Annotated in this window: 20 protein-coding genes and 3 pseudogenes; 1 reads left to right on the top strand and 22 read right to left on the bottom strand. The window is 63.1% G+C overall.

Annotated features, from left to right (window positions below; all coding sequences use genetic code 11):
- Positions 1-119: 119 nt before the first annotated feature.
- The 19 genes and pseudogenes from nifD to NKI67_RS30775 form a co-directional block, all read right to left on the bottom strand.
- The gene (nifD, locus tag NKI67_RS30685) at positions 120-1,622 is read right to left on the bottom strand and encodes a nitrogenase molybdenum-iron protein alpha chain (protein ID WP_352648517.1); all 1,503 of its coding nucleotides are present in this window, start codon (positions 1,620-1,622) and stop codon (positions 120-122) included.
- Between the two features lie 97 nt (positions 1,623-1,719).
- Positions 1,720-2,613: a nitrogenase iron protein gene (gene nifH, locus NKI67_RS30690; RefSeq protein WP_352648519.1), complete on the bottom strand. Its 894-nt coding sequence runs from the start codon at positions 2,611-2,613 to the stop codon at positions 1,720-1,722.
- A gap of 482 nt (positions 2,614-3,095) precedes the next feature.
- Positions 3,096-4,353: pseudogene (locus NKI67_RS30695) on the bottom strand (type II toxin-antitoxin system HipA family toxin).
- Positions 4,328-4,615, bottom strand: a complete 288-nt coding sequence (locus tag NKI67_RS30700) for a helix-turn-helix domain-containing protein (RefSeq protein ID WP_352648564.1) — start codon at positions 4,613-4,615, stop codon at positions 4,328-4,330. The pseudogene NKI67_RS30695 and the gene NKI67_RS30700 overlap by 26 nt, the downstream one beginning before the upstream one ends.
- 66 nt (positions 4,616-4,681) lie before the next feature.
- Positions 4,682-4,996 (bottom strand): hypothetical protein, encoded by a 315-nt coding sequence (locus tag NKI67_RS30705; RefSeq protein ID WP_352648521.1) that lies wholly within the window; start codon positions 4,994-4,996, stop codon positions 4,682-4,684.
- A 326-nt stretch (positions 4,997-5,322) separates the two neighbouring features.
- Positions 5,323-6,489 (bottom strand): NAD(P)/FAD-dependent oxidoreductase, encoded by a 1,167-nt coding sequence (locus NKI67_RS30710; RefSeq protein WP_352648523.1) that lies wholly within the window; start codon positions 6,487-6,489, stop codon positions 5,323-5,325.
- 54 nt (positions 6,490-6,543) lie between these two features.
- On the bottom strand, positions 6,544-7,593 hold the full coding sequence (fni, locus tag NKI67_RS30715) for a type 2 isopentenyl-diphosphate Delta-isomerase (protein WP_352648525.1): 1,050 nt from the start codon (positions 7,591-7,593) through the stop codon (positions 6,544-6,546).
- An 85-nt stretch (positions 7,594-7,678) separates the two neighbouring features.
- On the bottom strand, positions 7,679-8,581 hold the full coding sequence (locus tag NKI67_RS30720; RefSeq protein ID WP_352648527.1) for a terpene synthase family protein: 903 nt from the start codon (positions 8,579-8,581) through the stop codon (positions 7,679-7,681).
- Positions 8,578-10,128: a hypothetical protein gene (locus tag NKI67_RS30725; RefSeq protein WP_352648529.1), complete on the bottom strand. Its 1,551-nt coding sequence runs from the start codon at positions 10,126-10,128 to the stop codon at positions 8,578-8,580. Before NKI67_RS30725 ends, NKI67_RS30720 begins: the two co-directional genes overlap by 4 nt.
- A gap of 148 nt (positions 10,129-10,276) precedes the next feature.
- The gene (locus NKI67_RS30730; protein WP_352648531.1) at positions 10,277-11,269 is read right to left on the bottom strand and encodes a polyprenyl synthetase family protein; all 993 of its coding nucleotides are present in this window, start codon (positions 11,267-11,269) and stop codon (positions 10,277-10,279) included.
- A gap of 147 nt (positions 11,270-11,416) precedes the next feature.
- The gene (locus NKI67_RS30735) at positions 11,417-12,760 is read right to left on the bottom strand and encodes a cytochrome P450 (RefSeq protein ID WP_352648533.1); all 1,344 of its coding nucleotides are present in this window, start codon (positions 12,758-12,760) and stop codon (positions 11,417-11,419) included.
- Entirely contained in the window at positions 12,760-13,584 is an 825-nt protein-coding gene (locus NKI67_RS30740) for an SDR family oxidoreductase (RefSeq protein WP_352648566.1), read from the bottom strand. Before NKI67_RS30740 ends, NKI67_RS30735 begins: the two co-directional genes overlap by 1 nt.
- A 27-nt stretch (positions 13,585-13,611) precedes the next feature.
- Positions 13,612-13,899, bottom strand: a pseudogene (locus tag NKI67_RS30745) (ferredoxin); the annotation flags it as partial.
- Position 13,900: 1 nt separating this feature from the next.
- Complete coding sequence (locus NKI67_RS30750) at positions 13,901-15,190, bottom strand: cytochrome P450 (RefSeq protein ID WP_352648535.1); 1,290 nt, start codon at positions 15,188-15,190, stop codon at positions 13,901-13,903.
- A 93-nt stretch (positions 15,191-15,283) separates the two neighbouring features.
- Positions 15,284-16,486, bottom strand: coding sequence for a cytochrome P450 (locus tag NKI67_RS30755; RefSeq protein WP_352648537.1), 1,203 nt, complete (start codon positions 16,484-16,486; stop codon positions 15,284-15,286).
- A gap of 145 nt (positions 16,487-16,631) precedes the next feature.
- Entirely contained in the window at positions 16,632-16,835 is a 204-nt protein-coding gene (locus NKI67_RS30760; RefSeq protein WP_502909372.1) for a hypothetical protein, read from the bottom strand.
- A gap of 369 nt (positions 16,836-17,204) precedes the next feature.
- Positions 17,205-17,719 (bottom strand): annotated as a pseudogene (locus NKI67_RS30765) (transposase); the annotation flags it as partial.
- 406 nt (positions 17,720-18,125) lie between these two features.
- Positions 18,126-19,034, bottom strand: coding sequence for a MurR/RpiR family transcriptional regulator (locus tag NKI67_RS30770; protein WP_352648539.1), 909 nt, complete (start codon positions 19,032-19,034; stop codon positions 18,126-18,128).
- Positions 19,031-20,161, bottom strand: coding sequence for a DmpA family aminopeptidase (locus tag NKI67_RS30775; protein ID WP_352648541.1), 1,131 nt, complete (start codon positions 20,159-20,161; stop codon positions 19,031-19,033). The genes NKI67_RS30770 and NKI67_RS30775 overlap by 4 nt, the downstream gene beginning before the upstream one ends.
- A 181-nt stretch (positions 20,162-20,342) precedes the next feature.
- Here NKI67_RS30775 and dsdA point away from each other — a divergent pair, with 181 nt between their 5' ends.
- A complete protein-coding gene (gene dsdA, locus NKI67_RS30780) occupies positions 20,343-21,614 on the top strand; it encodes a D-serine ammonia-lyase (protein WP_352648543.1) in 1,272 nt (423 codons plus the stop codon).
- Between the two features lie 14 nt (positions 21,615-21,628).
- Here dsdA and NKI67_RS30785 read toward each other — a convergent pair whose 3' ends face one another.
- The 3 genes from NKI67_RS30785 to NKI67_RS30795 form a co-directional block, all read right to left on the bottom strand.
- Positions 21,629-22,558 carry a MurR/RpiR family transcriptional regulator gene (locus tag NKI67_RS30785; protein WP_352648545.1) on the bottom strand — a complete coding sequence of 310 codons (930 nt, stop codon included), beginning with the start codon at positions 22,556-22,558 and terminating at the stop codon, positions 21,629-21,631.
- A 157-nt stretch (positions 22,559-22,715) separates the two neighbouring features.
- Positions 22,716-23,876 carry an alanine racemase gene (alr, locus tag NKI67_RS30790; RefSeq protein ID WP_352648547.1) on the bottom strand — a complete coding sequence of 387 codons (1,161 nt, stop codon included), beginning with the start codon at positions 23,874-23,876 and terminating at the stop codon, positions 22,716-22,718.
- Between the two features lie 62 nt (positions 23,877-23,938).
- Positions 23,939-25,024, bottom strand: a complete 1,086-nt coding sequence (locus NKI67_RS30795; protein WP_352648549.1) for a D-alanine--D-alanine ligase family protein — start codon at positions 25,022-25,024, stop codon at positions 23,939-23,941.
- Positions 25,025-25,105: the final 81 nt, after the last annotated feature.

The following is a 25,105-nucleotide window of genomic DNA, read 5'->3' on the forward strand; positions in this document are numbered from 1 at the left end:
TCTTCTCCATCTGGCCGCGCCATACGGCGGCACAGGGACGTCGAAACGTTTCAGGTCTCCCGCGGACAAAGGGCCGCAGGCGTTCATCGGCCTTCCCGGCTTCCGGGAGGCCAGGTTTTTCATTCCGCAGCGATCGCCGCCGACGGCTCGGCTTTTTTCTTCCAGGGAGCGTCGTAGAGGCCCCAGACTGGGTTGTTGATGGCCAGATCCATGTCGCGGGCGAAGATGGCGAAGCCGTCGTAGCCGTGATACGGGCCGGAATAATCCCAGGAATGCATTTGACGGAACGGTATGCCCATCTTCTGGACCGGGTACTTCTCTTTGATGCCGGAGCCAACGAGATCAGGACGGATCCCCTCGATGAACTTCTCCAGCTCGTAACCAGTCACGTCGTCATAGATCAGCGTGCCCTTCTTCACGTAATGGCCGGTGCGCTGATAATCGTCGTTGTGGCCAAATTCGTAGCCAGTGCCGACGATAACCATGCCCAGGTCCTCATATGCCGTGACGACGTGACGGGGGCGCAGCCCGCCGACATAGAGCATCACCGTCCTGCCTTCGAGGCGCGGCCGGTACTTGGCGATGACGGCATCGACCAGGGGCCGGTATTTGGCGATGACCGCCTCGGCCTTGGCCTCGATTTCCGGCCCGAAATGCTTGGCTATCTTGCGCAGAGAGGCTTCAGTCTGGGAGGGGCCGAAGAAATTGTACTCCATCCAGGCGATGCCATACTTTTCCTCCATATGCCGGCAGATGTAGTTCATCGACCTGTAGCAGTGGATGAGATTGAGCTTGGCCTTTGGCGCTCGCTCTATTTCGGCCAGCGTAGCGTCGCCCGACCAGTTGCCGACCACCCGCAGGCCCATCTCCTCGAGCAGGATGCGCGAAGCCCAGGCGTCGCCGCCGATATTGTAATCGCCGATCACATTAACATCGTACGGGCCGGCCTCGAACTCGACGTCCTTCTTCTCGAACACCCAGTCGCGGATCGCGTCATTGGCGATGTGGTGGCCGAGCGATTGCGAGACGCCGCGGAAGCCCTCGCAGCGCACCGGCACGATCGTCTTTTCGTGCTCCTTGGCCTTGTTGCGGGACACAGCTTCGGTGTCGTCGCCAATCAGGCCGATCGGGCATTCGGATTGCACACTCATGCCCTTGTTCAGCGGAAACAGTTTCTCGATCTCGTCGATGATCCGTTCCAGCTTCTTGTCGCCGCCGAAAACAATGTCTTTCTCCTGGAAATCGGAGGTGAACTGCATCGTGACGAACGTGTCGATGCCGGTCGTGCCGACGTAGTAGTTGCGGCGTTGCGACCAGGAATATTGCCCGCAGCCGACCGGGCCGTGCGAGATATGGACCATATCCTTGACTGGACCCCAGACCACGCCTTTCGAGCCGGCATAGGCGCAGCCGCGAATCGTCATCACTCCGGGGATGGACTTGATGTTCGATTTGACCTCGCATTCGGAAAGGACCTCGCTTTCCTCGCCAGCCTCGTCGCCGCTCTTGGCGACGCTGAGGTGCTTTTTGCGGCGCTTCGCCGCCTTGTCAGGATATTGCGACAGCACCTCCTCGATAAGCTTCGCATGGAGGGCGCCGTCATTCTCGTATTCCAGGCTCATGGGACCCCTTTCAAGGTTCAGGGTGACGCCTCACCAACGAGGCGCCGTCTTTGAAAGGCGCGCCGCGTCAGGCCGCGCCCCCAGTCAGTAGCGGTCGTTACTGTGCGGCTGCCTTCGCCGCTTCCTTGACCTGAAGCTCGGCAAGCATCTGCTCATCCGTCTTCATGATGCCGAAGTCGAGCAGCATGTCCTCGAGCTCCTCCATGGTGATCGGGGTGGGGATGGTGCCCTGGCCCGAATTGTTATGGATCTTCTCGGCCAGCGCCCTGTATTCCCCGGCCTGCTTGGAGTCCGGCGCATACTGGATCACAGACATCTTCCTGAGCTCGGCGTGCTGGACGATGTTGTCGCGCGGCACGAAGTGGATGAGCTTGGAATTGAGCCTGGAAGCCAGCGCTTCGGCGAGGTCGAGCTCGCGGTCGGTTTGGCGCTCGTTGCAGATCAGGCCGCCGAGCCGCACGCCACCCGAATGGGCGTATTTCAGAATACCCTTGGCGATGTTGTTGGCGGCATAGAGCGCCATCATCTCGCCGGACATGACGATGTAGATTTCCTGGGCCTTGTTCTCGCGGATCGGCATCGCGAAACCGCCGCACACTACATCCCCGAGCACGTCGTAGGAGACATAGTCGACATCGTCATAGGCGCCGTTCTCCTCGAGGAAGTTGATCGAGGTGATCACGCCGCGACCGGCGCAGCCGACACCCGGCTCGGGGCCGCCCGACTCCACGCATTTGATGCCTTTGTAGCCGACCTTGAGTACATCCTGGAGTTCGAGGTCTTCCACTGAACCTTCCTGAGCCGCGAGGTGCAGGACCGTATCCTGCGCCTTCGCGTTCAGGATCAGGCGGGTGGAGTCGGCTTTGGGGTCGCAGCCGACGATGAGGATTCTCTGCCCGAGGTCGACAAGGGCGGCGAGCGTATTTTGGGAGGTGGTGGACTTGCCGATGCCGCCCTTGCCGTAAAAGGCGATCTGTCGCAGACCTGACATGTAGCTTTCCTTCCTTCGTTCCATTCATCGCGGCTGCCGCGACATGAATGCCGGTCGGGCAGCTGTCGCCGCCTCGCACCCAAGGGTTTTCAAGACTCGTGCCAATTTGGCTGGTCGAACCGAAGAATAATTTTATGGTTGCTTCTCAGGCATTTAGCTTGAGGCCAAAGAAAAGATCGTCGGAACAAGCCGTGTAGCGGACCCGACAATGGCGACACAAAGCGTCGGATCGCGATCCTCAGTCACGCATTGTTCGAACCGCATCGTTGTGTTGAGGTGGGCGAACAGCATCTCGACCCACTTGCGTTAATTGGCGGGATGCTGCGAACTCTTCTGTTCCGGCGAGCTGACGTGCTTGGTCTCGCGTGTCCTCATCGACGCTGCGCGGAATCTTGCGCCACGCTGGCATACCTTCGATCCACGGCCATCCATTCGGGGCCACGGGCGATAATTCCGCCATATCACCAACCCAAGGGGCCGGCTCACTTATCGGCGCAGGAGTTCAGTATCGGCGTCATCGCCTTCACATGTGCGTCGATCCGCTCGAGCACTTTCGCCGCGACAACGTCGCGCTCAGGCAGATGCCACCAGTGTTCGTTGACGAGTTCGACGGTCTCGACCACTGCCTTCAGGACTGCCGGCTCCGGAAGCCTTGCACGGTTCGCGAATGCTTTCCATCGCGGTGCTGCTAGCGCCTTGAACGAGCGCTCCCCTCCAAGCGAAAGCGCCATGGCGTCGGCGGGAATATATGGCACGGTCGACAGAACGTCGTAGATTGGTGCAAGCACCGGCTTGTCGCCGTTGCCGGGATAAATCAAAGACCAGTTCTTCAGGTGCATGTCGCGATTGCCGGTGATGACCGTCAGCACCAGGCGGCGGACGAATTCGAGAGCCGCCGTAGGCGAGACGGCCACGCCAATGGCCAAGGCTATGTCGTGATAAGCGGCCCCCTCATATTTGCGCGAGGGATAGACACCGAAGACCTGAGCGAAATCCTCGATGTGTATCCTCTCGCCATCGGCGCCGCGATCGAAGCGTTTGACGAGAAGGACCTTGCCCTCCCACAGCGTGTTGAATTCTTCGGGAACGCCCTCAAAATCGGACTTCTCGACCAGTTCGCATTCAGGCACCTCCATGCCGATCGCTGCAGCCAACGCCAGGTTGGCGAATTCATTTTCGGAAACGCCTGGAAACGCCGTCGAAGGGAACTTGGCGATGTATCGGCCTTGCTCGCCGTCCATCGGCAAGGTTAGGCCGCCGCCTTTTCCAGTGTTCTTCATGACCGACAGCTTCATCTGCACGCCGGCAAGTGAGAACCGTGCCTTGGGCTTATCCTTTGAAGCATCCTGCGAAACCGCTATCGCCCCGTCACTGGGCAACGCCCGTACCGCTCCCGGCAGATCGGCGCCCAGCGCCGCTAAAAGATCGAAATCATTGCCTGGCCGCACATTGCCTTTGTGGTGCTTTTCCATCCCCTCGCGCCAATTTCTCCTCGGGTAGGAGGTTCGCGAAGAAAGCGGGCAAGGCGCCCGCCAGAGGCTTCGGATCTTTCCGCAATCCTCCCGTCGCTGCCCGGAACGACAGGCTGAAAACCGGAAAGCCGCCCGTCGCGCGGTAAGCCTCATCGAAGTTGAATGCATTGAAATCGCCCGGCGTCCTAACGATTGTGCCGATCTTCAGTGCGTTCAAGAGCACGTCCAGCGACGGGATCGTCTTAGGTGCGCGAAAGACTGGAGCCATGATCGTCATCGTCAGGTTGAGAAACAAAGGCGGGTCGATCGTCATCATCATGCGGACGCAATAGAGCCTCGACAGCCGGCACCATGACTTGCGGAACCAGCATCATTTCCAGACCGAGCGCGCGAGCGATATTCATGAGCGTCGTCGCACGCGCCGCTGCGGCCCCCTTTTCGATGTCGCGATAGCGGGGGCGGGATATACCCGCCAAATCAGCCACCTGCTCCTGCGTCATGGCAGCGGCCAGCCTCGCAAAGGGATCAATTCTTCATTCGAGAATCTCCCAAGCTTGGCGCCGCACAAGCGAACGGCGTTCCTCCGAGAACAGCTGCTATGGCCACCGGGCTCCTCTGATGGGGCCGCGCCGGTTTGCCAGGCTTCTTGCGGCCTGCGGCTTGGCGCTGCTCTTCTTTTTCGGCCTCGATCTGGCGCGCTCTTCTTGCGCCGCCAGCTTGGCCTCGGCTTCCAGCGACGCCATCGCCTGCTGGATCTTGGCCAGCCGGTTCTGCTTGTCGCCGGCCCAATCCGGCATCTCGTCGCCGCGCTTGTCCTTGCCGAAAGTCACGTCGTCCTCGGCATCCGCGGCCTCGGCCGCCGTCAGCATGCGAGCGACCTCGGCTTTCAATTCCAGCTCGCGCTTCTTCATGCGTTCGCCTTGTGTCTCGACGCGTTAGCCTTGATCTTCTTGCATCCAGCGCGACATGGCCGAGTTTGACCAATCCTGCCGTCTCACACAGCTTCAGAACCTGCACGAACAGCGCCTCGAGCGCCTTCAAATACCGCTTGCGGAAGTCGCTGACCGTCCGGAAATGCGGCGCATCGAGCGCCGCGATCATCACAAAATCATTCCGTTCGCGGCAGGCCCTGGCCGGCTGTTTTCGCCAGCTTTGGGCCATCGACCGCCTGTCGCGTTCCTGCCCCTCTGTCCCTCCAGCATCAAAAGGGCCGTCGCGGCGCACCCGCCCTTCCTGCTCAAATCACATTCAATTCCCGAAACGGCCGCCCATCGGCGATCCGGCTATACCCGAACGCCGAGCAATCCACCGTGCGATAGCCGCCATGCACGATCAGTTCGGCCAGCGCCTTGCCGACCGCTGGAGCCTGCTGCAAGCCGTGACCGGAAAACCCGTTGGCGAAGAGGAAATTACCGACCTCGGGATGCGGGCCGATCACCGCATTCTGGTCGAGCGTGTTGTAGGCGTAACGGCCGACCCAGGCGCGCGTCGGCTTGATCGCCTCGAAGGCTGGAATGCGGGTCGCCAGCACCGGCCAGATCACCTCTTCGAACAGCGGCCAGTCGGGGTCGACGTCGGCGGGATCGGCTGGTCCTTCGCCCTCTTCCGGCTCGGCGCCGCCGGTGATGTAGACCGAGCCCTCCGGCCGGACATAGATGCCGCTCGGGTCGACCAGCAGCGGCATGTCGTCATATTTCTCGCGCGCCTCGAAGACGAAGACGTTGCGCTTGCGCGGCTCCACCGGCAGCGCCAGCCCGGCCATTGCCGCCACCTTGCCGGCATTCGGCCCGGCAGCATTGACGACGATGCCGGCCTCAAGCCGCTCGCCATTTTCGAGGGTCACACCGGTGACGCGGCCGCCTTGCCGCTCGATGCCGGTCACCGACGCCGTGATGAAGTCGATATCCTTCGTCCGCAGCGCCTTGCGGAACAGCATCAGCATCGCATGCGCGTCGAACCAGCCCTCGCCGCTGCGGCCGTAGGCCCCGGCAGTGATACCCTCGGCCGATAGCCACGGAAACCGACGAACAAGCGCCTCGGCATCCTCGAGCACGATGTCGGCGCCCTCGGCCATCTGCGCCTCGTGGTTGGCCTGCAGGATAGGCAGCCCGTTTTCGCCGGCAAGGATCAGATAGCCGCCTTCGCGAAAGCCGATATCGGCGTCCGCCCCGAATTCTTCCTTCAACCGCCGGAACAGTTTCAGCGTGAATTGCGACAGACGGATGTTTTCCGGGATCGAAAACTGCTGGCGGATGGAGGCGCAGGACAGTGTGGTCGCCGCATGAGAAAATTGCGGGTCGCGCTCGACAAGTGCAATCGAGCCCGAAAACCCTTCCTCGCGCAGGTAATAGGCAACCGACGAGCCGACGATGGCTCCACCGATGATGACGATGTCGTAATGCACCTTTTCGCTTCTCCAGTTCTAGGCGCCCGCCACCACGTGGGGGCGATGCCGGCATCAACCGGCGGGCAGATGTGCCGAGGGCAACAAGCGCGCCTGACGCAACGACGGCAGATCAGCCGAGCCGGTGCAGAAGCAGGCGACGGCCAACTGGCGGATGACGATCTCGAAATGCGCGACAACCGCCTCGGTGGATACCGTAGCCGCGCGCAGCACGCCGGCCGCCTGCCCGGCGATGTCCGCGCCCAGGCGGATGGCCTTGGCCACGTCGACGCCGTCGCGGATCCCGCCCGACGCGATCAGCTTCACCGCTGGCAGCGCCCGGCGTACCGCCTGCACGCTGGCGGGGGTCGGAATCCCCCAATCGGCGAACGCCATCGCCACTGCACGGTCGGCGGCATCGCGGGCGCGCTCGCCCTCCACCGCGGCCCAACTGGTGCCGCCGCCGCCGGCGACATCGATCACCGCCACGCCCGCCTCGACTAGCGCACAGGCCACCGAGGCGGACAGGCCCGACCCCACTTCCTTGGCCACGATCGGCACGCCCACGCTGCGCGCGGCGCGAGCGATCTGCGCCAGGACGCCGCGCCAGTCGCGGTCGCCCTCCGGCTGTACCGCTTCCTGCAGCGGATTGAGATGGACGATGAGTCCATCGGCTTCCAGCGCATCCACCGCCCGGCGCGCCAAGTCCAGGCCGTCGGCCTCGCGCAGTTGCGCGGCGCCGACATTGGCCAGCAAGGGAATGTCTGGGGCCAGGCGGCGCAGCGCGCGCGTCAGCCCCTGGGAGTTCCGGGATTGCAGGCTCACGCGCTGCGAACCGACGCACATGGCGATCCCCAAGGCTTGCGCTGCCTCGCTCAGATGCCGGTTGATGGCCTCGGCACGTGGCATACCGCCGGTCATGGAGCTGATCAGCAGCGGCGCGCGCATGGTCTTGCCCAGCAGAGAGGCGCGCAGGTCGATCTGCGTCAGGTCCAACTCGGGCAATGCGCAGTGTTCGAAACGGATGTACTCCCAGCCGGCGGCGACCGTGGCCGGCGCCGTTCGCCGATCCAGCACGATGTCCAGATGGTCCTCCTTGCGCCGGCTCAGGGCGGTGTCGCTCATGCTCGCTCCATCCGTCGCATCGGGCGGCGGCGTCGCGTTGGATCGGACCGACGGCAGCGCGCGCACGCCGCCGCCTCCCGCGCGTTCAGGCCGGCGCACGCTGGCCTCCCCCCGCAGCGTCGCTGCCGTAGCGGCTGGTCGAGGTCTGGTAGTACTGCGCGCGGATGGCCGCCATGGCCTCGATCAACGGTCCCCATGGCGCGGGAAAGCGTTCTTCCGCCATCACCCGGTGCAGCATGCGCGTATGGCCGGCCAGCTCGTCGTTGAGGAACTCCACCACAGGCATAGCCGGATAGCGCTGCAGCAGCAGGATCGCCGCGTTGTCGGCCTCGCCGGCCGACCTGTCCTTGTCGCGTCCATGCAGATCGTTCTGCAGGCGCCCTATCGCGGAGATGAGCCGCAGGACCTGGCGAAACGCCGGACGCGCGCGCAAGATCGCCATGTCCAGCCCCCACAGCAACGACAGGCAACAGAACACGTTCGTGTAGGCTATCGAATCGATGCCGTTGTGCAGGTACTCGGCGTAGGACCAGCGTTCCGCCCCTGCCGCCTGCGCGTGTCCGGTGCGCAGCGCCGCGCAGTAGCACCGGGTATCGTCGAGAAGGTGAGCATAGTCGCGACGATCGTAGGCGAGCGCGGCCAGCGAAGCGCGCAGCACAGCGCAGCCCTCGAATCCGGGGAGCGCGCACGGCACGCCCTGCCTCAGCGCCTGCTCCACTGCGGCGAGCTGCTCCGGCGCGATCAGGCCAAGGTCGTTGCAATCGTCGAGCCAGAACAGCAGCGCCAGTTCGCGATAGAAGGCCACGATCAGCGTTTCGTCCTGCGGATCGCGGCCGGTGCGGACGCTGGTGTCGCGCAGGCTCGGGTGGATGCGCTGCAGGATGTACTGGCCGCCCCTGACCGCTTCCACGGCATGCTCGTCGGCGAACCCGGTCAGGGAACGCCCCCACTCCAGCACCTGCTGCAGCGCGCGTTCGGTCTGGATCATGGCGCCGCCCCTGCTACCTCGGCCAGGACGCGCCGCCCCCAACGAAGCGCCAGCCACAACCCCGCGAGTTCGGCCACGCGCACCACCCGGGTGGGGCAATACAGTTCCTTGCCGATCCACAGCGGCGTCTGCGGCAATGCATGCGCCGCATGGCGGGCGAGCATCCACTCCAGCGCACGCGCCACCGCCTGCGCGATGCGCCGGCGCCCTGTCGGCTCTTCGCTCCCGTCCATCACGTGCAACGCGAACAGCGCATAGGCGGTTTCCTCGAACGTGGACGCGCGACCGGCGCCCCAGCCGCCGTCGTCGCGCTGCGCCTGCAGCAGCGCCGCCAGCGCGCGCTCGTGGCGCCACTGGGGCTTGCCTTGCGCCAGCGCAGCGACCGCATGCGCGGTGGGATACAGCCACGAAACGTGCCATTTTTCGTTGTCCCATAGACCGTGCGGGTTGCGATTGGCCTCGACGTAGGCGCTGGTGCCGGCGGCGGGCTTCCCCAACATTCGCAATGCATGCAGGGCATGGATGTTGGTCGACACCGAGGCATTGCGCTCGCCGGGGAAGGTGACGAACAGCTCGCCGATTTCGAAATGGCGCAACGCATCGACCGCCGGGTCGCGGCCTGCAAGGCGCAGGACGCACATCGCAACGGCGGTATCGTCCGCATCGGCCGCGAAGTGCAAGGCCGGGCCCAGACCGCGCACGCCCAGGCGGGCGTCGAGCTGCGCGACGATCACTTGCACCGCCTCGGCGAGCGCGGGATGCGCGAACAGACCGGCCAGATGCAGGGTGTACAGCGACCAGCATGGCTCGAACACATTGATCGGCCAGACGTTGGGAACGACTCCTTCGATGCCGCTGCGCGTCGCCCGCGATGCCGCGTGCAGATACGCGTCGGCGTGCCCGACCTGCGGCGTGTTCCCCTGTGTCACGGCGTGCGCACGCCACGCGGCGGTGGCCGCCGGACTGATGCCGATGCTGCCGTCATCATCCGGGCATGCGGTGGTCGGCGACCTCCCCCAGGCTTCCCAGGAGTGCAGCAACGGATGGCCGCTCGGCAACGTCCCCACCGCCCCCAGCTTGGCCAGGCACGCTTGCCGCAACGGCAACAGCGCCGGGTGGCGCGGAAACGCCACGCCGCCCAGCAAGGATGCGGCCTCGCTGCACAACTGCGGCAGGATCAGCTCCGCGCCGAGCGGCGCGTCTTCCGGCACCGCATGCGCGTAGGGATCGGGCTGGCGCTCGAGGAACCGGGTTCCAGCCTGGACTGCGTCGGCAGCGCCGGGAAGAGGATCGGCACACTGCAATGCCAGCAACGCCGCCCACGTGGGCGCATGGCGGAACAGCGGGAAGTCCGCGCTTCCCCATCCGCCATCGGCCTGTTGCTGCGCGATGAGCCACGCGTATGCGTCCTGCCGACCGGTGACGTTGCCGTGGAACTGCAGAGCTCGCGCCGTGTCGTAGACGGACGGACCGACGCTGCCGCCGTCGCTCATCTCGCTCAGCAGGTGGCGCAATTCGGAAAGGATTTGTTCGGACAGCGCGTTCACCCGGGATGTTCCTTCTGCAGAGGGCTAACGAGAACCAGGATCGGGCAGACGCCGCGCACGTCGCCGCCGGTTCGGACACAGTGCAGGCATGCACCGCCCGCCGGCCGATCGCAGCAGCACAGGGGCGAGTCCATGCGGACGGACGCGCTCATGCGTATGGCGCGGACAGATACACGTTGGCCCGCTGCAGCATCTGCGCCAACTGTTCCGCACGCGGCCCCAGCGGGACGATGGCCTCCCCGGCGTCGCGCAACAAATCCAGCGCGAACTGGCGCGCTGCCTGCAGCCCCATGATCGACGCGCAGGTCGGCTTCTGCGCCGCCGCGTCCTTACCGGGGGTCTTGCCCAGCGTCGCGGTATCCGCTGTCGCGTCGAGAATGTCGTCGACCACCTGCAACGCTAGGCCGAAACAGGCGGTGTAGCGATCGAGCGCACAGTACAGCGCAGCGTGCGCGGCATCGTCCGCGATGGAGTATAGCGCGCCCATGCGAACGGACGCGCGCACTAGCGCTCCGCTCTTCTTCCGGTGCATCGCCACGATCCTGTCCAGCTCGGCGTGCTTTCCGACCAGCGACAGATCCATGGCCTGCCCGCCTGCGGCACCCTCGGCGGACACTGCCTGCGCCAGTTCGCGCACGAGCGCGATTCGGTTGTCGCCCGGCGCATCCAGGCTCGCCAGGGTCAGGAAGGCGTGCGCCTGCAGCGCATCGCCGACCAGGATCGCAGTGGCTTCGCCGAACTTTACGTGCACGGTCGGAAGGCCGCGGCGAAGCACGTCGTCGTCCATCGCGGGCAGGTCGTCGTGAACCAGGGTACAGGCGTGCATCATCTCGATGGCGGCGCCGACGTCGTCGAGCATGTGCGCTGGCGTGTCGGCCAGTGCGCCGGCCGCCAGACACAGCAAGGCGCGGGTGCGCTTCCCGCCATGCAAGGTGGCGTACCGCATCGCCGCCATCAGCTCGGTCTCACCGTCGTCTTCGGCGCAGAGAAGACGCGCCAGCGCCTGTTCGACCCGCTTTGCGCCGTCCTGCATCCAGATCTCCGGCAGCAGCCTGCCGGATGCGGCGCGCGCCTGCGCGCCCAACCCGCCGAGCCCGGGAACGCCAGTTCGGTCGTCGTGTAGCCTGGAACCTATCTGCATGTGGCTTATGTCCTTGTACCTGACACGGTCACGGCGAGCGCCGAGCCGCCGCGGTGTTGCCGGCGTCGCACCGAGCGCGCGCCGAGTGCAGCAATGCCGCGCGTGGCCGGCGCCGCTGCCTCGCCACACGGGGCATACGATGCCAGCTCATGAGAAGCCTATGCGGATTGCCATGGACGGATGTGCAGTCGGGTAATAGCGCCGGCCTTTTTCGACGCCGCTCAGCAACCGCGGCCGCACCCCGACCTTGTGCATGGTCAGCGCCAAGGCGATGCAAAACTGCACCATTTCCAGCCATACCAGGTGGTAGCCGATGCAGACGTGTGGGCCGGTACCGAACTGCAGCATGTCCACCGGCCGGATCGGCTCCGTGCGTTGCAGCCACCGCGCCAGGCGGAACTGATCAGGCGCCTCGTGCAGCAGCGCCGAGGTCGAGAAATGCAGCAGCGGGATGCACAGATGGGTGCCCGCGGGAATGCGCCGTTGGCCGAGTTGCAATTCCTGCAGGGCGCGGCGCGGCAGGAGCGTGGTCGCCGGATGCAGGCGCAGCGTCTCCCGGAACAGCGCCTCGGCGACCGGACACTCCGCCAGGTCCGCGTGCCGGGTCGGCACCGCGCCCACGCGTTGAGCCTCCTCGACGACGGCGTCCCACAGCACAGGCTGCCGCGCCAGCTCGATCACCATCCAGGCCATCGTCGAGGCAGTGGTGTCGTGACCGGCAAGCAGCAGCAAGCGGATATTGGCCACCAGGACGTCATCGGAGAGCGCATCGTCGCTGCGGTCGAAGGCGCTCACCATGTCGTTGATCAACCCGGTGCGCGCGGCATGCGCGCGCGCGTCGCGGACGAATTGGCGCAACTGCGCGTCGATCCAGTCGCGGGCGGCGCGGCCGCGCCGCAAGGGCAGTCCGGGCAGGTCGACCGGGGGCGCGACGATCAACTGCAGCAGTTGCCGGTACTTGCGATGCCATCCCGGCAGGTCCTGCGCGGGGATTCCCATGAGGCTGAAGATGAGCTTGAGCATCAGGTCGCCGGTTTCGCGCAGGATGGTTACCTCGCCGCGGTCGCGCCACGCCTGCACCCGCGCCCAGATGACGGGCGCGAACAGGTCGCCGATGCCGGCCTGGGTCAGCCCCTTGGGCAGGAACGCCGCCTTGATCGCATCGCGCGCCTGCCGGTGCGCGCCGCCGTCCTGGGCAACCAACGTTCCGCCAAGCAATTCGGGCGCGATCTCTTCGATCAGCGCCGAGGACACGTCCTTGTGCCGGAGCAGTGCGAACGCATCCGGATCCACGCAGGTCATCAGGTGTCCGGCAGGGCCGAAATCCAGCCAGAAGTGGCTGCCCAGCGTCCGTTCCGCGCGCCGCAGCAGGCGCGGCAGGTCGCAGACGATGGCGGGAAGATGCCCGACCAGGGGGAAAGCGCCGGGCATGACCGGGATGTCGTATCGCAGCCGGTGCCGACGGTTGAGCGGGTTGAGCAGCATGTCCATCAGCAGCGCGCCGCCGCGGCCGCTTCGGCGGTGTCGCCGGCAGGCCGCGCGGCGCAGCTGTTGCCACCGTCGGCGTACGTCGGCACATGCGCCAGCATGCCGCCGTCGATGCACACGACCTGGCCTGTGATGAACGCAGCATCGTCGGAGAGCAGGAACGCCACGAGCGCGGCCACGTCCTCGGGGCGGCCGACGCGCTGCAGGAGCTGGTGCCGGCGCAGATGCCGTTGCATGCACTCGTCCAGCTTGGCGAGGAGACGCTCGGTCATGACGAGACCCGGCGCAACGGCGTTGCAGCGGATCTGCGCATGACCGTACTGGGTGGCGAGCGAGGCCGAGAGCATGTTCATCGCCGCCTTCGACGCGGCGTAGGACGTCTGCGCGGTGTCACCGCTGAGCCCCTGGCACGACGACATGTTGACGATCGCGCCACCGCCGCGGGCGATCATCCGTGGGATGGCCTGCCGGCAGCAGAGCAGCGTGCCGCGCAGATTGGTCGCCATGGTCTGATCCCAGACCGCCAGGTCCAGGTCTAGGATCGCGCGGTCGCGTGAGGTCAGATGCATGGCGCTCGCATTGTTCACTAGCAGGTCGACCCCACCGAAGTGCCGCTCCGCCGTCTCGAACAGCGCTGCCACCGCCTGCGCATCGGCGATATCCATGGCCAGGGGCAGCGCGTGGCCTGCTTCGGCCGCGATCTGCGCGGTACAGGCGATGGCCGCCGAGCCATCAATGTCGGCCACCACCACTCTGCCGCCCCCGCGCGCGATGGCGAGGGCGCATGCCTTGCCGATGCCGGCGCCGGCGCCGGTCACCACGGCCACCTTGCCTTCAAACCGTCCATCGTGTCCTCCTGGATTGCGTTGGTCTTTCGCGGCATGCCGCTCGGCCTCCGCCGGAGAAGGCGCAGGGTCGGCGCTGGCGCGCTCGCCATCGCCAGCGTCGCTTTCGATGACCCGAATGGCGGCGACCGGGCACTGGCTGGCCGCGAGCCGCACGGCGGCGTGCAGCGCCTGCGGGACCGTCGCCACGCACACTTCGGCCACGCCGTCCGGTTCGCGCTGGCGAAAGGTGCCCGGCAGCGTCAGCACGCACTGCCCGGTGGTTCCGCACAGATCCTGGTCGACCACGACGCGCATCTCAGCCCCCCTGCGCATGCAGCCGCACCGGCAGCGCGCGGAACGTCCTAAGGAACGCGGAGGGCTCCCGGGTCGGCTGCTCGGCCAATGCCAGCGTGGGGAAGCGCGCCTGGATCCGCGGCAGGCTCTCGGCCAACTGCACCCGGGCCAGTTGCGCACCGAGGCAGAAGTGGATGCCGTGGCCGAAGCTCAGCATGATCTTCCCGTCGATCGACATGCCAGGACTGGTGCCGTAGAACCGCGCGGGATCGAAGCGGTCGGGATCGGCGAAGGCGTCCGGGTCGCGATTGCCGGCCGCGATCAGCACGCGCACGTCCGCGTTCTTCGGGATCACCACGCCGCCCAGTTCGATGTCGCGCTGGGCGATACGCGGAATGGAGCTGAACATGGCGGGCGCGTCGCAGCGCAGGACTTCTTCGACGAATGCCTTCACCCCCACGGCATCTCCCTGCAGCCAGTGCCGCTGTTCGGGATACGCCAGCATCGCCAGGACCGCATGGTCGATTGCCGCAGCAGTGGTGGCGAAGCCGCCCAGCAGCATGCCCCACAGCATGCTGATCAACTCCGCATCCGACAGCGTGTCGGCATCGTCGTCGTGTGCGCCGACCAGCATTGACACGATGTCGTGGCGGGAATCGGTGCGCTTGCGCTGTATGAGGTCGCCGAAGTAGGCCTGCACCCTGGCGCTGGCCGCGTCCGCCGCGGCGAGCTGGGGATCGCTGGCGTGCGGGCTCAGGCCTTCCACAATGGCGCTGATGCCGGCGACGAGCCCGAACATGTCGTCCTGGGGCATGCCGAACAGTTCGCCGAAAACCAGCATGGGCAAGGCCAGCGCGAATTCCTGATGCAGGTCCACTGCCTCCCCGCGCTCCAGTGCGGGCGCCATGCCGTCCAGGCGCGCTGCCACAATGCGAGCGATGGTCGGCCTCAGGTTGTCGATCTGGCCGATGGTGAAATCGCGCGAGATCAACCGGCGCAGACGCGTATGCGTCGGTGGTTCCTTCATCGCTAGCGTGGACGCCAGCAGATTGAGTGACAGGCTGGTCGCCGCACGCGGGAAATAGCGCGCCAGTTCGCCCGGCGCCGGTCCCCGAAAAGCATCGCCCGTGGCCTTGAGCGCCCAGTAGATGTCGGCGTGGCGGCTCAACAGAAAGAGGCCCGACGCCGCGCGATGCACCGGATCGTGCTCGCGCAACCACCGCATGAACGGATACGGGTCATGGATGCACGCTGGCGACGCCAGTTCGGCGAAGGCGTCCCGGCATGCTGCCGTGGTTTCTTGCACGTCCATCTTGGTTACCTGTTGGCTGGCTGATCTGACCGGCGCGCGCCAGGCGCGCCGGCAATTGCGGAGAAGATCGCGATCCTCGGCGGCGTCCGCGCATCACCAGAGCACCGGGAACTCCTCGAACCCGCCAGTGATGATCTCCTTGCGCAACTTCAGTTCTTCGGGCGCCACGGCCAGGCGCAGCGCGGGAAAGCGCTGGAAGATCGAACCGAACACCACCTTGAGTTCCAGCCTGGCCAGCGCCGCGCCGATGCAGTAGTGCGGCCCGTAGGAGAACGCCAGGTGCGGGTTTTCGTCGCGTCCGATGTCGAAGATTTCCGGGTCGTCGAAATGGCGCGCATCGAACGACGTTGCCGGCAGGCCGACCAGCACCTTGCTCTCCGCGGGAATATGCACGCCCGCGATGGTCACGTCGGTGCTCGGATAGCGCATGATGCCGTCCCAACCCGCGCCCGGCGGGTACATGCGCAGGATTTCCTCCACCGCCTTATCCACCAGAGATGGATCGCCGACCAGGCGTTCGCGCTGTTGCGGATGGCGGAACATGGCCAGCAGGCCGAATTCGATCTGCGCGACGGTGCTCTCGTGCCCCGCCACCAGCATTCCCGCCGCCAAGCCGATCGCCTCTTCCTCGGTCGCCTTGCCCTGGTCGACCGCCGCGAGCAGATCCGTCAGCAGGTTGTCGCCCGGATCCTGGCGCTTGTCCCGCATCTTGCCGCGAATGTAGGCGCGCAGTTCTTCCCAGGCCAGGCGCGACGCGCTGCGCGGGCCGCTTTCATGCTGGTGCGTCATCACCTCGTCGGACAGCCCGGCGAAAAAGGCGTGATCCTCGTAGAGCACGCCCATCAGCGCGCTGATCACCATGGCCGGAAGCGGAAAGGAGAGGTGGCGCCGCAGGTCGGCGGGCTGGGGCTGGGCCGCCAGTGTCTCGAACAACTGCGCGGCGATCGCCTCGACCTGCTGCTCGAGCAGCTTCACCCTGCGGTTGCTGAAGGCCGGCGCCACGATCGTGCGTAACCGGGCATGCTCGCCCCCCTCGTGCGAGACCAACCACCCCGGCGATCCGAGAATCACCGAATCCGGGGTGAATGCCGCCGGCGGCATTCCCGAGGGCCGGAACGCCGCGTCGGACAGCACCGCCTTGGCTTCATCGTAGCCAGTCACCCACCAGCCTTCGTGCCCGGACGGGAAGCGCACGCGGTGGATCGGACCGTTGGCGCCTAGCGCCAACATCTCGGGCGAGGCCTCGATGTGATCGACGCGCCACATCGGCAGCGTCGGCAAGGGTTGTTCGGACATGGTGGCACTTCACTCTCTAAGCGATGGAAGGGCGGAAGGTGACCGGCAGGCGCTACGGGCATCGAATGACGTAAGACGGCATGTAGACGACGTCCTCCGCGGCGTAGCCCGACTCGATTATCAAGATCGGCCAACGTCTAACTGCCTAGGCATACGGCGCGGCGAGATGCAGAACGTTATCCTGCGCCTTCGAGTTCAGGATAAGGCGAGTGTGGCGGGCCTTTGAGTCGCAGCCGGCCATCAAGATTTCCTGCGCAAGGGTTCGACCAAGGCGGCGAGCCTGTTTGGTAGGGGGCGGTTTCGCCGAGCGCCCCTTCCCATAGAATGCTATCCGATGCGGATTTGGCATTTGCTTTTCTTTCTTCGTTCCATCGATCGCGGTGTCATCCACGAAATGAATCGGTCGGGGCTCCCGGCTCGCAACGAGGGACCTTCAAAACTCGTGCCAATTTGGCGACCCAGCAGAAGAAAAAAATTGTGCTTGCTTTTCGGCGGATTAGCCTGAGGCCAGACAAGAGCTCGGCGATATAGGCCGGTGTCGCGGACCAACAAAGGCGACAGAACAGTGTCGGATAGTCGTCAGACAAACCGGCGACACCTTCTTTATCAGTTGTCCTGTCCTGGAATGATGGCAGGCCACCTGACCGCAGATCGTGTCTCTGGGAGTGGTGTAGCTGACGGCATTGGTCGCCGCGCTCTCCGGCAAGGGCCGGAATGATCAGCGCGCCACTGCCGGCAGGCTGATGAGCGGATCATCGCCCATCTGGTTAATGGTCAAGAGTCATGTAGCGCGCCCGCTGCACAGCCCATTCATCGTTCTGTTCTAGGAGCAATGCGCCGACAAGTCGGACGATGGCGTCGTCGTTGGGGAAGATGCCGACGACCTCGGTGCGCCGCTTGATCTCGCCATTGAGGCGTTCGATCGGGTTTGTGCTGTGCAACTTGGTCCGATGCTCCCTGGGGAAGCTCATGTAGGCGAGCACGTCGTGTTCGGCATCGTCCATGATGGCGGCGAGCTTCGGCGCCTTGGGCCGGATCTGGTCGGCAACGGCATGCCACTGCACGTTTGCGGCTTCCGCCGTCTCCTGGGCGAAGGCGGTGGCGATGAAGGCCAAGACGACGCGGCGGCCGCTCTTGCCGGCATGCGCCAGCACGTTGCGGGCGAAATGAACTCGACAGTTGCCAGGTGGCGTTGAGCACCTTGGAGACCGCCGCTTTGATGCCTTCGTGGGCCGGCACGGCTCAAGGCCCCATCTGCTCGGCGGCTCAGGTTCGCATCCGACTGACGACATGATGCCATCCGTCCAATCATCGTACGCTCAAGTCCCGGACGCTCTTATTCTCAACTACGTCCTGCTCGGCGTGGCCCCGCCGGCGGCCGCTGGACCACAAGTGCTTTGACAGTTTTTAGGCTGGCGCTTGCAGCCTCGCCTGAGAGTAGTTCGCGACTTGCGACCGAGAAGGATTCTATCGATCTCGGAGCCTGGTCGCGTCCCACCATCAGACGCGCGAATGATCAAGCGCGAAGTGGTCAACTGGCTGACATCAAGGGCTTGGCCAAACGGCTGGAGTAGATGCCCTTGCGTTCGTGAGCGGACGGCTTGACGAGGCGATGGGACGCTCGCCCGCATTCTGACTGCTAATCGGCAAAACTTCCGAAATTGTCCTGCAGCTTTTGCAGCCGCTCGCTGCGTTTCTTGACCGATGGGCCAAGACGGTGGATCACCTCATCCACAAGAAGACCGAGGAAGGTTGTCATTGGCGCGTTACTTTCCCAGAACATATCGACGTCGGTGGCAATTCGGAACACGTCGTCGGTGAGTTCCTGCGCCCAGTAGCACACGGAGTCCGTGATTATGACAAGATTGATGTTCGCCTGCGAGGCCTGCCGGGCCAAGAGCATGGCCTGCTTTGCGTAGCGCCGGACGTCTACAACAATGAGGAGCGGCCTTCCGGTTTCGTCTGCGAACAACTCGCTGTATGTGCCGCTGGCGCCGTCCATGAAACCGACATTCGGGCGGGCGTATTCGAGGCGGAGGGCAAAGTCCATGGCCAGGCCGCGCACAGTCTGAAAGCCAGCCACATAGACCCGATCGGCGTTGGCGACCATCTCTGCCACTTCTCCGAAACGTTCTGTGCCGGCCTGCTCATAGGCGCTGATGACAGCCTTCAATTCCAAATCGAGACTTGCGGCACGATCCTGCGCGGCACTATCCGCCTCTTTCCTGGACCGCTCAGCGGACGTCATGCGCTCATATCGTTCTCCGACAAGCCAGGCAATCTGATGGATTGTGCTGCCCAGTTCCTCCTTAAGTGCAGCGAGATTCTCATAGCCGAGTGAACGCAAGAAGCGCCCGACGGTCATAGGGCTGAGTTTGAGCTTGCTCGAGATCGAAGCCGCGGTTTCAAAGGGTATGTCGCGGATATTCGTGACGAGATAGGCGGCGATGGCGCTTTCCGCCTTCGAGAAGGTCGCCTGCCGTTCCTTAATCTTCTCCACGAAGGGAAAAGAGGGCGGCTCCGGCTGGGGCGCTTGCTTGCGGCTCATGCGTTCAATCGTCCATAGTTGCGCATAATCTCCTTAACCGCATCGTGCTCGATGGCGGCAACAAGCCTGTGCTCGCGCCCCACCATCGATTCGGCCGCCACCATGGCATTGATGATCGCTTCCTCCACCGCCTGCGCCGTGGCCTCAAACAGGGGGTCGAGCCTGTTGTTCGGTAAGAAAGCGAGATCGCCGATAGCGGGTGCTGTGGCCGACTCACTGGTGGTCAGGTTTACTGTCGAGAAGGCAAGGCAAAGGTCGCCCGATCCGTCTCCTGCCGGCGTGCCCGTGCGGCCGATGCCGAGGCCCGCCCGCCGTGCGACGCGCTCCAACTGGGTAGGCATGAGAGGCGCGTCTGTCGCCACCACCGCAATGATCGAACCCTGCTCGCCGGCCCAAAGCCGGTTCGATGTGAGGTGTTCGCCGACAGGAACGCCGAGAATTCTGAGGAGCGGTCGAATTCCAAAGTTTGCCTGAACGAGGCAGCCGACGGTATAGCGGGAACCGAGCAAGTCGACCACGCGAGACGACGTCCCCGTGCCGCCCTTGAACTCGAAGCAGATCATTCCCGTCCCGCCGCCGACATTGCCCTCGGCCAGCGGTCCGCTGGAAGCGCCATCCAGAGCCTCCTTCACATGCGCGGCGGTAACGTGAAAGGCGTCCATGTCGTTAAGGTAGGCATCGCATGTCTCGCCGACCACGGGCAGCATGAACTTATAGGGTCCGACGCCGGTGTCGGGCTTGTCGATCATCCATTCCAGGATCGACTGATGAACGGTTCCAAGGCTGTGGGTATTGGTGATGGCGATCGGTCCCGTGAAATAGCCAGCCTCCTTGATCCAGTGTGTTCCAGTCATTTCGCCATTGCCGTTAAGGGAGTGGAATCCCGCCCACACAGGCGCCCGAAGAGGACCGCTGCGGCCTCGCGGAAGGATGGCAGTGATACCGGTGCGCGCTGGTCCTCTGCCCGACGGCGGCGCGTCGCTGATCACGGTCGAATAGCCCACCTCTACGCCGGCAACATCGGTTACGGCGTTATGGAAACCGGTCTTTCCGGAAAACGGCAGCCCTAGTTCGCGTGCCCGCGGCTTGGCCGACGCATCAGATGCCAAGCGCTGAGTGGTTTTCATTGGTATCCTCGTCTGTTGAATTTTCCAGTCCGTCGTACTTTAGCGAGCGGTCGCGCCAAATGATAGGTAAATAATATTCTTTACAATACGATAGCATTATAACAAAATTGTCAGACACACGTTTTCAGGATTCGCTTCCTGAGCGCGATGTCTGGTCTACCGGTTCCCTGTAGAAGGAAGCATGATGACGGGCGAAACCATACCTTCAGCTGCACTCAGCCATCTTCAGGATCGCAGCCCGTGGCTGTGGCTTAATGCTGGGGCGCGGGCTTATCCGGCGGATGTGCCCGAGTTGACACGGCAAGTTGCCGAGGCTCGCGACCGGCTGCGCCGATCTGAAAGGTTGATCCGGGCGCTTTTCAAGCTCTCCGACACCGGATACTCACCCGTCTACTCGCCCCTACTTCCGATCACGGGGATCGAGCCCGCACCGACAGGACCGTGGTTCGTCAAGGCTGATCACGCTTTGCCGATTGCCGGCTCGATAAAGGCGCGTGGCGGCTTCCACGAGGTGATCGCGCACGCCGAACGACTGGCAATCCAAAACGATTTGATCGAGCCGGGTCAGGATCTCCTGCCGCTGGCGTCTTCCGAAGCGCGAAATTTATTTGCGCAGCACTCCGTCGTCGTCGGAAGCACCGGCAACCTTGGAGTTAGCATCGGTCTGTTCGGCGCGGCTCTTGGGTTTAGGGCCGTCGTGCACATGTCCACCGATGCCAAGGCGTGGAAAAAGCAGCGGCTGCGCGACCATGGCGCGACCGTTGTGGAACACGCAGGTGACTACGGCGAAGCAGTCGCACGTGGGCGAGAGATAGCTCTAGGCGATCCAAGCGCATATTTTGTCGATGACGAGAAATCCGCCGACTTGTTCAGTGGCTATGCCTGCGCAGCGTATGAATTGGCAGATCAACTTGCTGCCGCGGGTGTGCTTGTGGATTCTGAGCATCCGCTAGTCGTTTATCTGCCTTGCGGGGTTGGTGGCGCACCCGGCGGCATCACCTATGGGCTAAAGCTGATATTCGGTCCGCAGGTACATTGCTTCTTCGCTGAACCGACCGACTCTCCTTGCATGCTGGTGCAGATGTTAAGCGGGCCTAGCAAGGCGGTTTCCGTCTATGACATCGCACTGACCAACCGCACGGAACTCGATGGCCTCGCTGTGGGAGCGGCTTCGATGTTTGTCGCGCCTCTGCTCTTCGACCGTTTGGCCGGCATATACACCATCGGCGATGCTGAAGCGTTTGGCTGGCTTCGTCGGCTGCATTCGATCTGTGGTATTGACGTCGAGCCCTCCGCTGCAACGGCACTGGCGGGACCATCTCGCCTTACCGACGTTGCGCTCGGCTCGGTCCCAAAACTTTCCCAGGCAATTCATGTTAGTTGGACAACTGGAGGCTCATTGGTGCCATCGCACGAGTTTCAAGCCTATCTCTCATGCGGATCGGGACTGTGAATCCCGGAACGCGTTTATACGCAGACAACGTGACATCGCACCTTCTGCAGTTGCTTAATGCGTTTTTTGGCCGAAGGGCCAAGACGGCAGATGACGTCGTCTACGATAAGATTAAGAAAGCTTGTCACCGGCGCGTTGCTTTCCCAGAACATGTCAGCATCAGTGGCGATCCGGAAAACATTGTCCGTGAGATCTTGTGCCCAGTAGCAAGCCGCATCCGAGACGATCACGAGATCAATGTTCGCTTGCGAGGCCTGCTGCGCCAAGAGCACGGCCTGCTTCGCGTAGCGCCGGACATCCACGACGATGAGAAGTGGCTTTCCAGTTTCGTCCGCGAACAGTTCGCTGTAGGTTCCGCTAACGCCATCCACGAAGCGGACATGCGGGCGCGCGTATTCGAGACGCATGGCAAAGTCCATAACTAGGCCGCGCACGGTCTGAAAGCCCGCCACATAAACCCGATCCGCTTTGGCGACCAATGCGACAACGTGACTGAAGTGTGACGTGCGAGCCAACTCGTAGTTGCTGACGATTGCCTTCAGCTCCAAGTCGAGACTCCTCGAAAGGTCCGGTGCGGCTCCGTCCTCCTCGCTCTTGGAACGATCCGGCGAGATGATATGTTCATAGCGCTCGCCCACGAACCAGTCGATCCGATGAACGGTGCTGCTCAACTCCTCCTTCAGGGCGGAAAGGCCTTCATAGCCGAGGGAACGCAGGAAGCGCCCCACCGTCATAGCGCTGACATTCAGCTTGCGGGAGATCGAGGCCGCCGTCTCGAACGGGATCTCCCGGAGATGGGTGAGAAGGTAAGCCGCGATGATGCTTTCTGCCCGCGAGATTGTCGCCTGCCGCTCCTTGATCTTCTCGACGAAAGGGTAGGCGACAGGCGCCTGATGCGCCGCATCTTTTCGGCTTGTGCTATTCAGTCGTCCATAGTTGTGCATGACGTCCTCTAGAGCATCATGGTCCGTCCTCGGAAGGTGTTCGGATGCGGCAGTAGGAATGGACTACCTCCACCTACTTTACTGCGCATCAGCCCCATCCATCAGCCGTTCCCGTGACGAGCCGCTGCTGCGGCTCAAATGGACATTGGGAGATATGTCAGCAATCACGACGATTGCCTGGCCGATGAAGCGATGCGGCGACCGAAAGCACGTGATCCCCGACATACGATCGAACGGATCTTGAGCCAAGCGTCGTCAAGACCTCGTTAGGTATAGAACCTATTGCTTTGGCGAGCTCATCTAGCGATTGCGACGGGCCACAGACCTCGACCAGATCACCGAGCGACGGCTTTAGATCCGCTGCCGAGCTAAGGTCAATGATCGATGTGTCCATGGAAACGCGACCGATGACGTGGGCTGACCGACCTTTATAATAGACCTCCAGTCCATCCTGATTCCCAAGACTTGGGTAGCGCGGGTATCCGTCTGCATAACCCATAGAGATGACCCCAATCAGGCTGTCCCCTTGGAGCCGGAAAGCTCGTCCGTAGCCTACATAATCTCCTTGTCTATGAGTCTTCACCTGGAGGAGCCTCGCATTGGCTGAAATGATTTGTCGAAAGGGGTTGCTGCGGGTCACAAACGGATTACCGCCATAGAGACCAATACCCGAACGCACCAGGTCGAAGTGAGCATTAGAACCGAGGAAGCACCCTGCCGAGTTCGCGAGCGAGGCCCGTCGGAGCTCTGCAAACTCCCTTCGGACTTGCCAGAAGGTCTCGATCTGCTCCCCGTTGCGAGGATCTGAGGGATCGTCGGCGCAAGCAAAGTGGCTCATGATCAGATCGAAATATTGCGTGCGGCCTGCGATCAGACGTTTCAGGGCAGGCAGTTCCTCGACCCGGAAGCCGAGCCGATTGATCCCGGTGTCGACATGAAGGGCGGCCCCTCCAGTCCAGGCTTCACGTTGGCAGAACGCGATCCAAAGCCGAACCTGAAGTTCCGACGTGAGTACTGGTTTGAGGTTGAGCGTCTCATAGGCGGGTTCGGTTCCAGGAAGAAGACCGTTCAGGACATAGATCTCGCCAGCGGAGTTGTGCCGGCGAAGCCGAGCCCCCTCCTGGAGATGAGCCACGAAAAAGGTTGTGCAACCGTTGGAGGCCAAACGGCGAGCAACTGCACTGAGTCCCACCCCATAGGCGTCCGCCTTGACGACTGCCGCAACGGTGGCACCAGGACAACGAGCCCGGAACTCGTCGTAGTTCCAGGCAAGATTGTTGAGGTCAACCGTTATGTCGAGTGAATGGCAATGAAGCATTGGCCCTGGGCAGTGACCTGCAACCTCCTAGGAAGCGGAAATGGTAGCGAAGCTGCCATTGGTTATCGCAATCCATAACGGATGCGGCCGGTCTCGATCTTGCGAACCTCTTCGCGATGCCTTTGGTAGATCTCATTGGAGGCAGCCAGCCCAATGACATGGCACAGATCGAATCCCGCTTTTGCGAGCATCATCGGAAAAATGCTTCCTGCCGTCAGACCCGGGACCACATTGACTTCGAAGAAATAGACGCGTTGATGGTCATCGACGATGAAATCGAGGCGCCCGAAGGTGTGGAGCCTGAACTCCCGAGCAATCTTCGTTGATATCGAGGAGATGCGGGTCTGAAGGTTGTTCTCAATCTTATGGAACTCAACAATGTAGCTGCCTTTCTGCGTCTTCTGATCATAGCCCAGAAATCCCGAGGGATTATTGATCCGCGCAACCGGAAGTACTGTAACTTCATGGCGGTTAATCAAGACGCCGCAGGTGTACTCTGTTCCGACAATCCGTTGCTGGACCAAGAATGAGGCATCATACGCAGCGATCCGTTCGGAATAGGAACGAAGGCCCTCCTCCGACAGATTGTCGACACACTCGGTGAGGAAGGATCCTCCGAGCGTGTTCGGCTTGAGAACACATGGTCCAGCAAGGTACATCAGAGCCTCGGCTATGCCAGCGTCGAGATCACCTTGGGAGACGTGGATCGTCGGAATGGAGGTCAGATCGGGACAAAGTCGATTGGCGATTAAGCCCTGCAAATACTTATCCGCGGAGAGCATGGCCGCAGTCTTGTCACCAAAGCTGCCCGGGACATCATAGAATTGGGCAAGAGCCTGGATCTGCCCGTCCTCTCCGTCTTGGCCCTGAAGAAGTGAGAAGACGAAAATGCTGTCATTTTTTAGTATATAAGCGAGCGAGGTGAGCGGATAGGTCTCGGCGCGAGTCGTAAACTCATCATGCTTGGGAAGGCGATCCCGGTTGAGGGCGAGCCTGAGCAAATCCCCGGATTGGCTGATATAATAAATAAATGCTGGCGAAATACTCACATCAACAGCGTTGTTAAGGACGTCAGCGAAGTGATTGTACATTGCAATCGACCAGTCGTGTTCAACGGACCGTCCGCCATACATGAGTGCCAATAGCATGCTCGTTTCCTCTTCGGACTAAGTTGCGAGGCGGCTTATTGCTGAGTTTGGAATGTCGCGGCCTAGGCCGATCTCGCCGAT

This window comes from Mesorhizobium sp. M0408 (genome assembly GCF_040321495.1).
GTDB lineage: Bacteria > Pseudomonadota > Alphaproteobacteria > Rhizobiales > Rhizobiaceae > Mesorhizobium.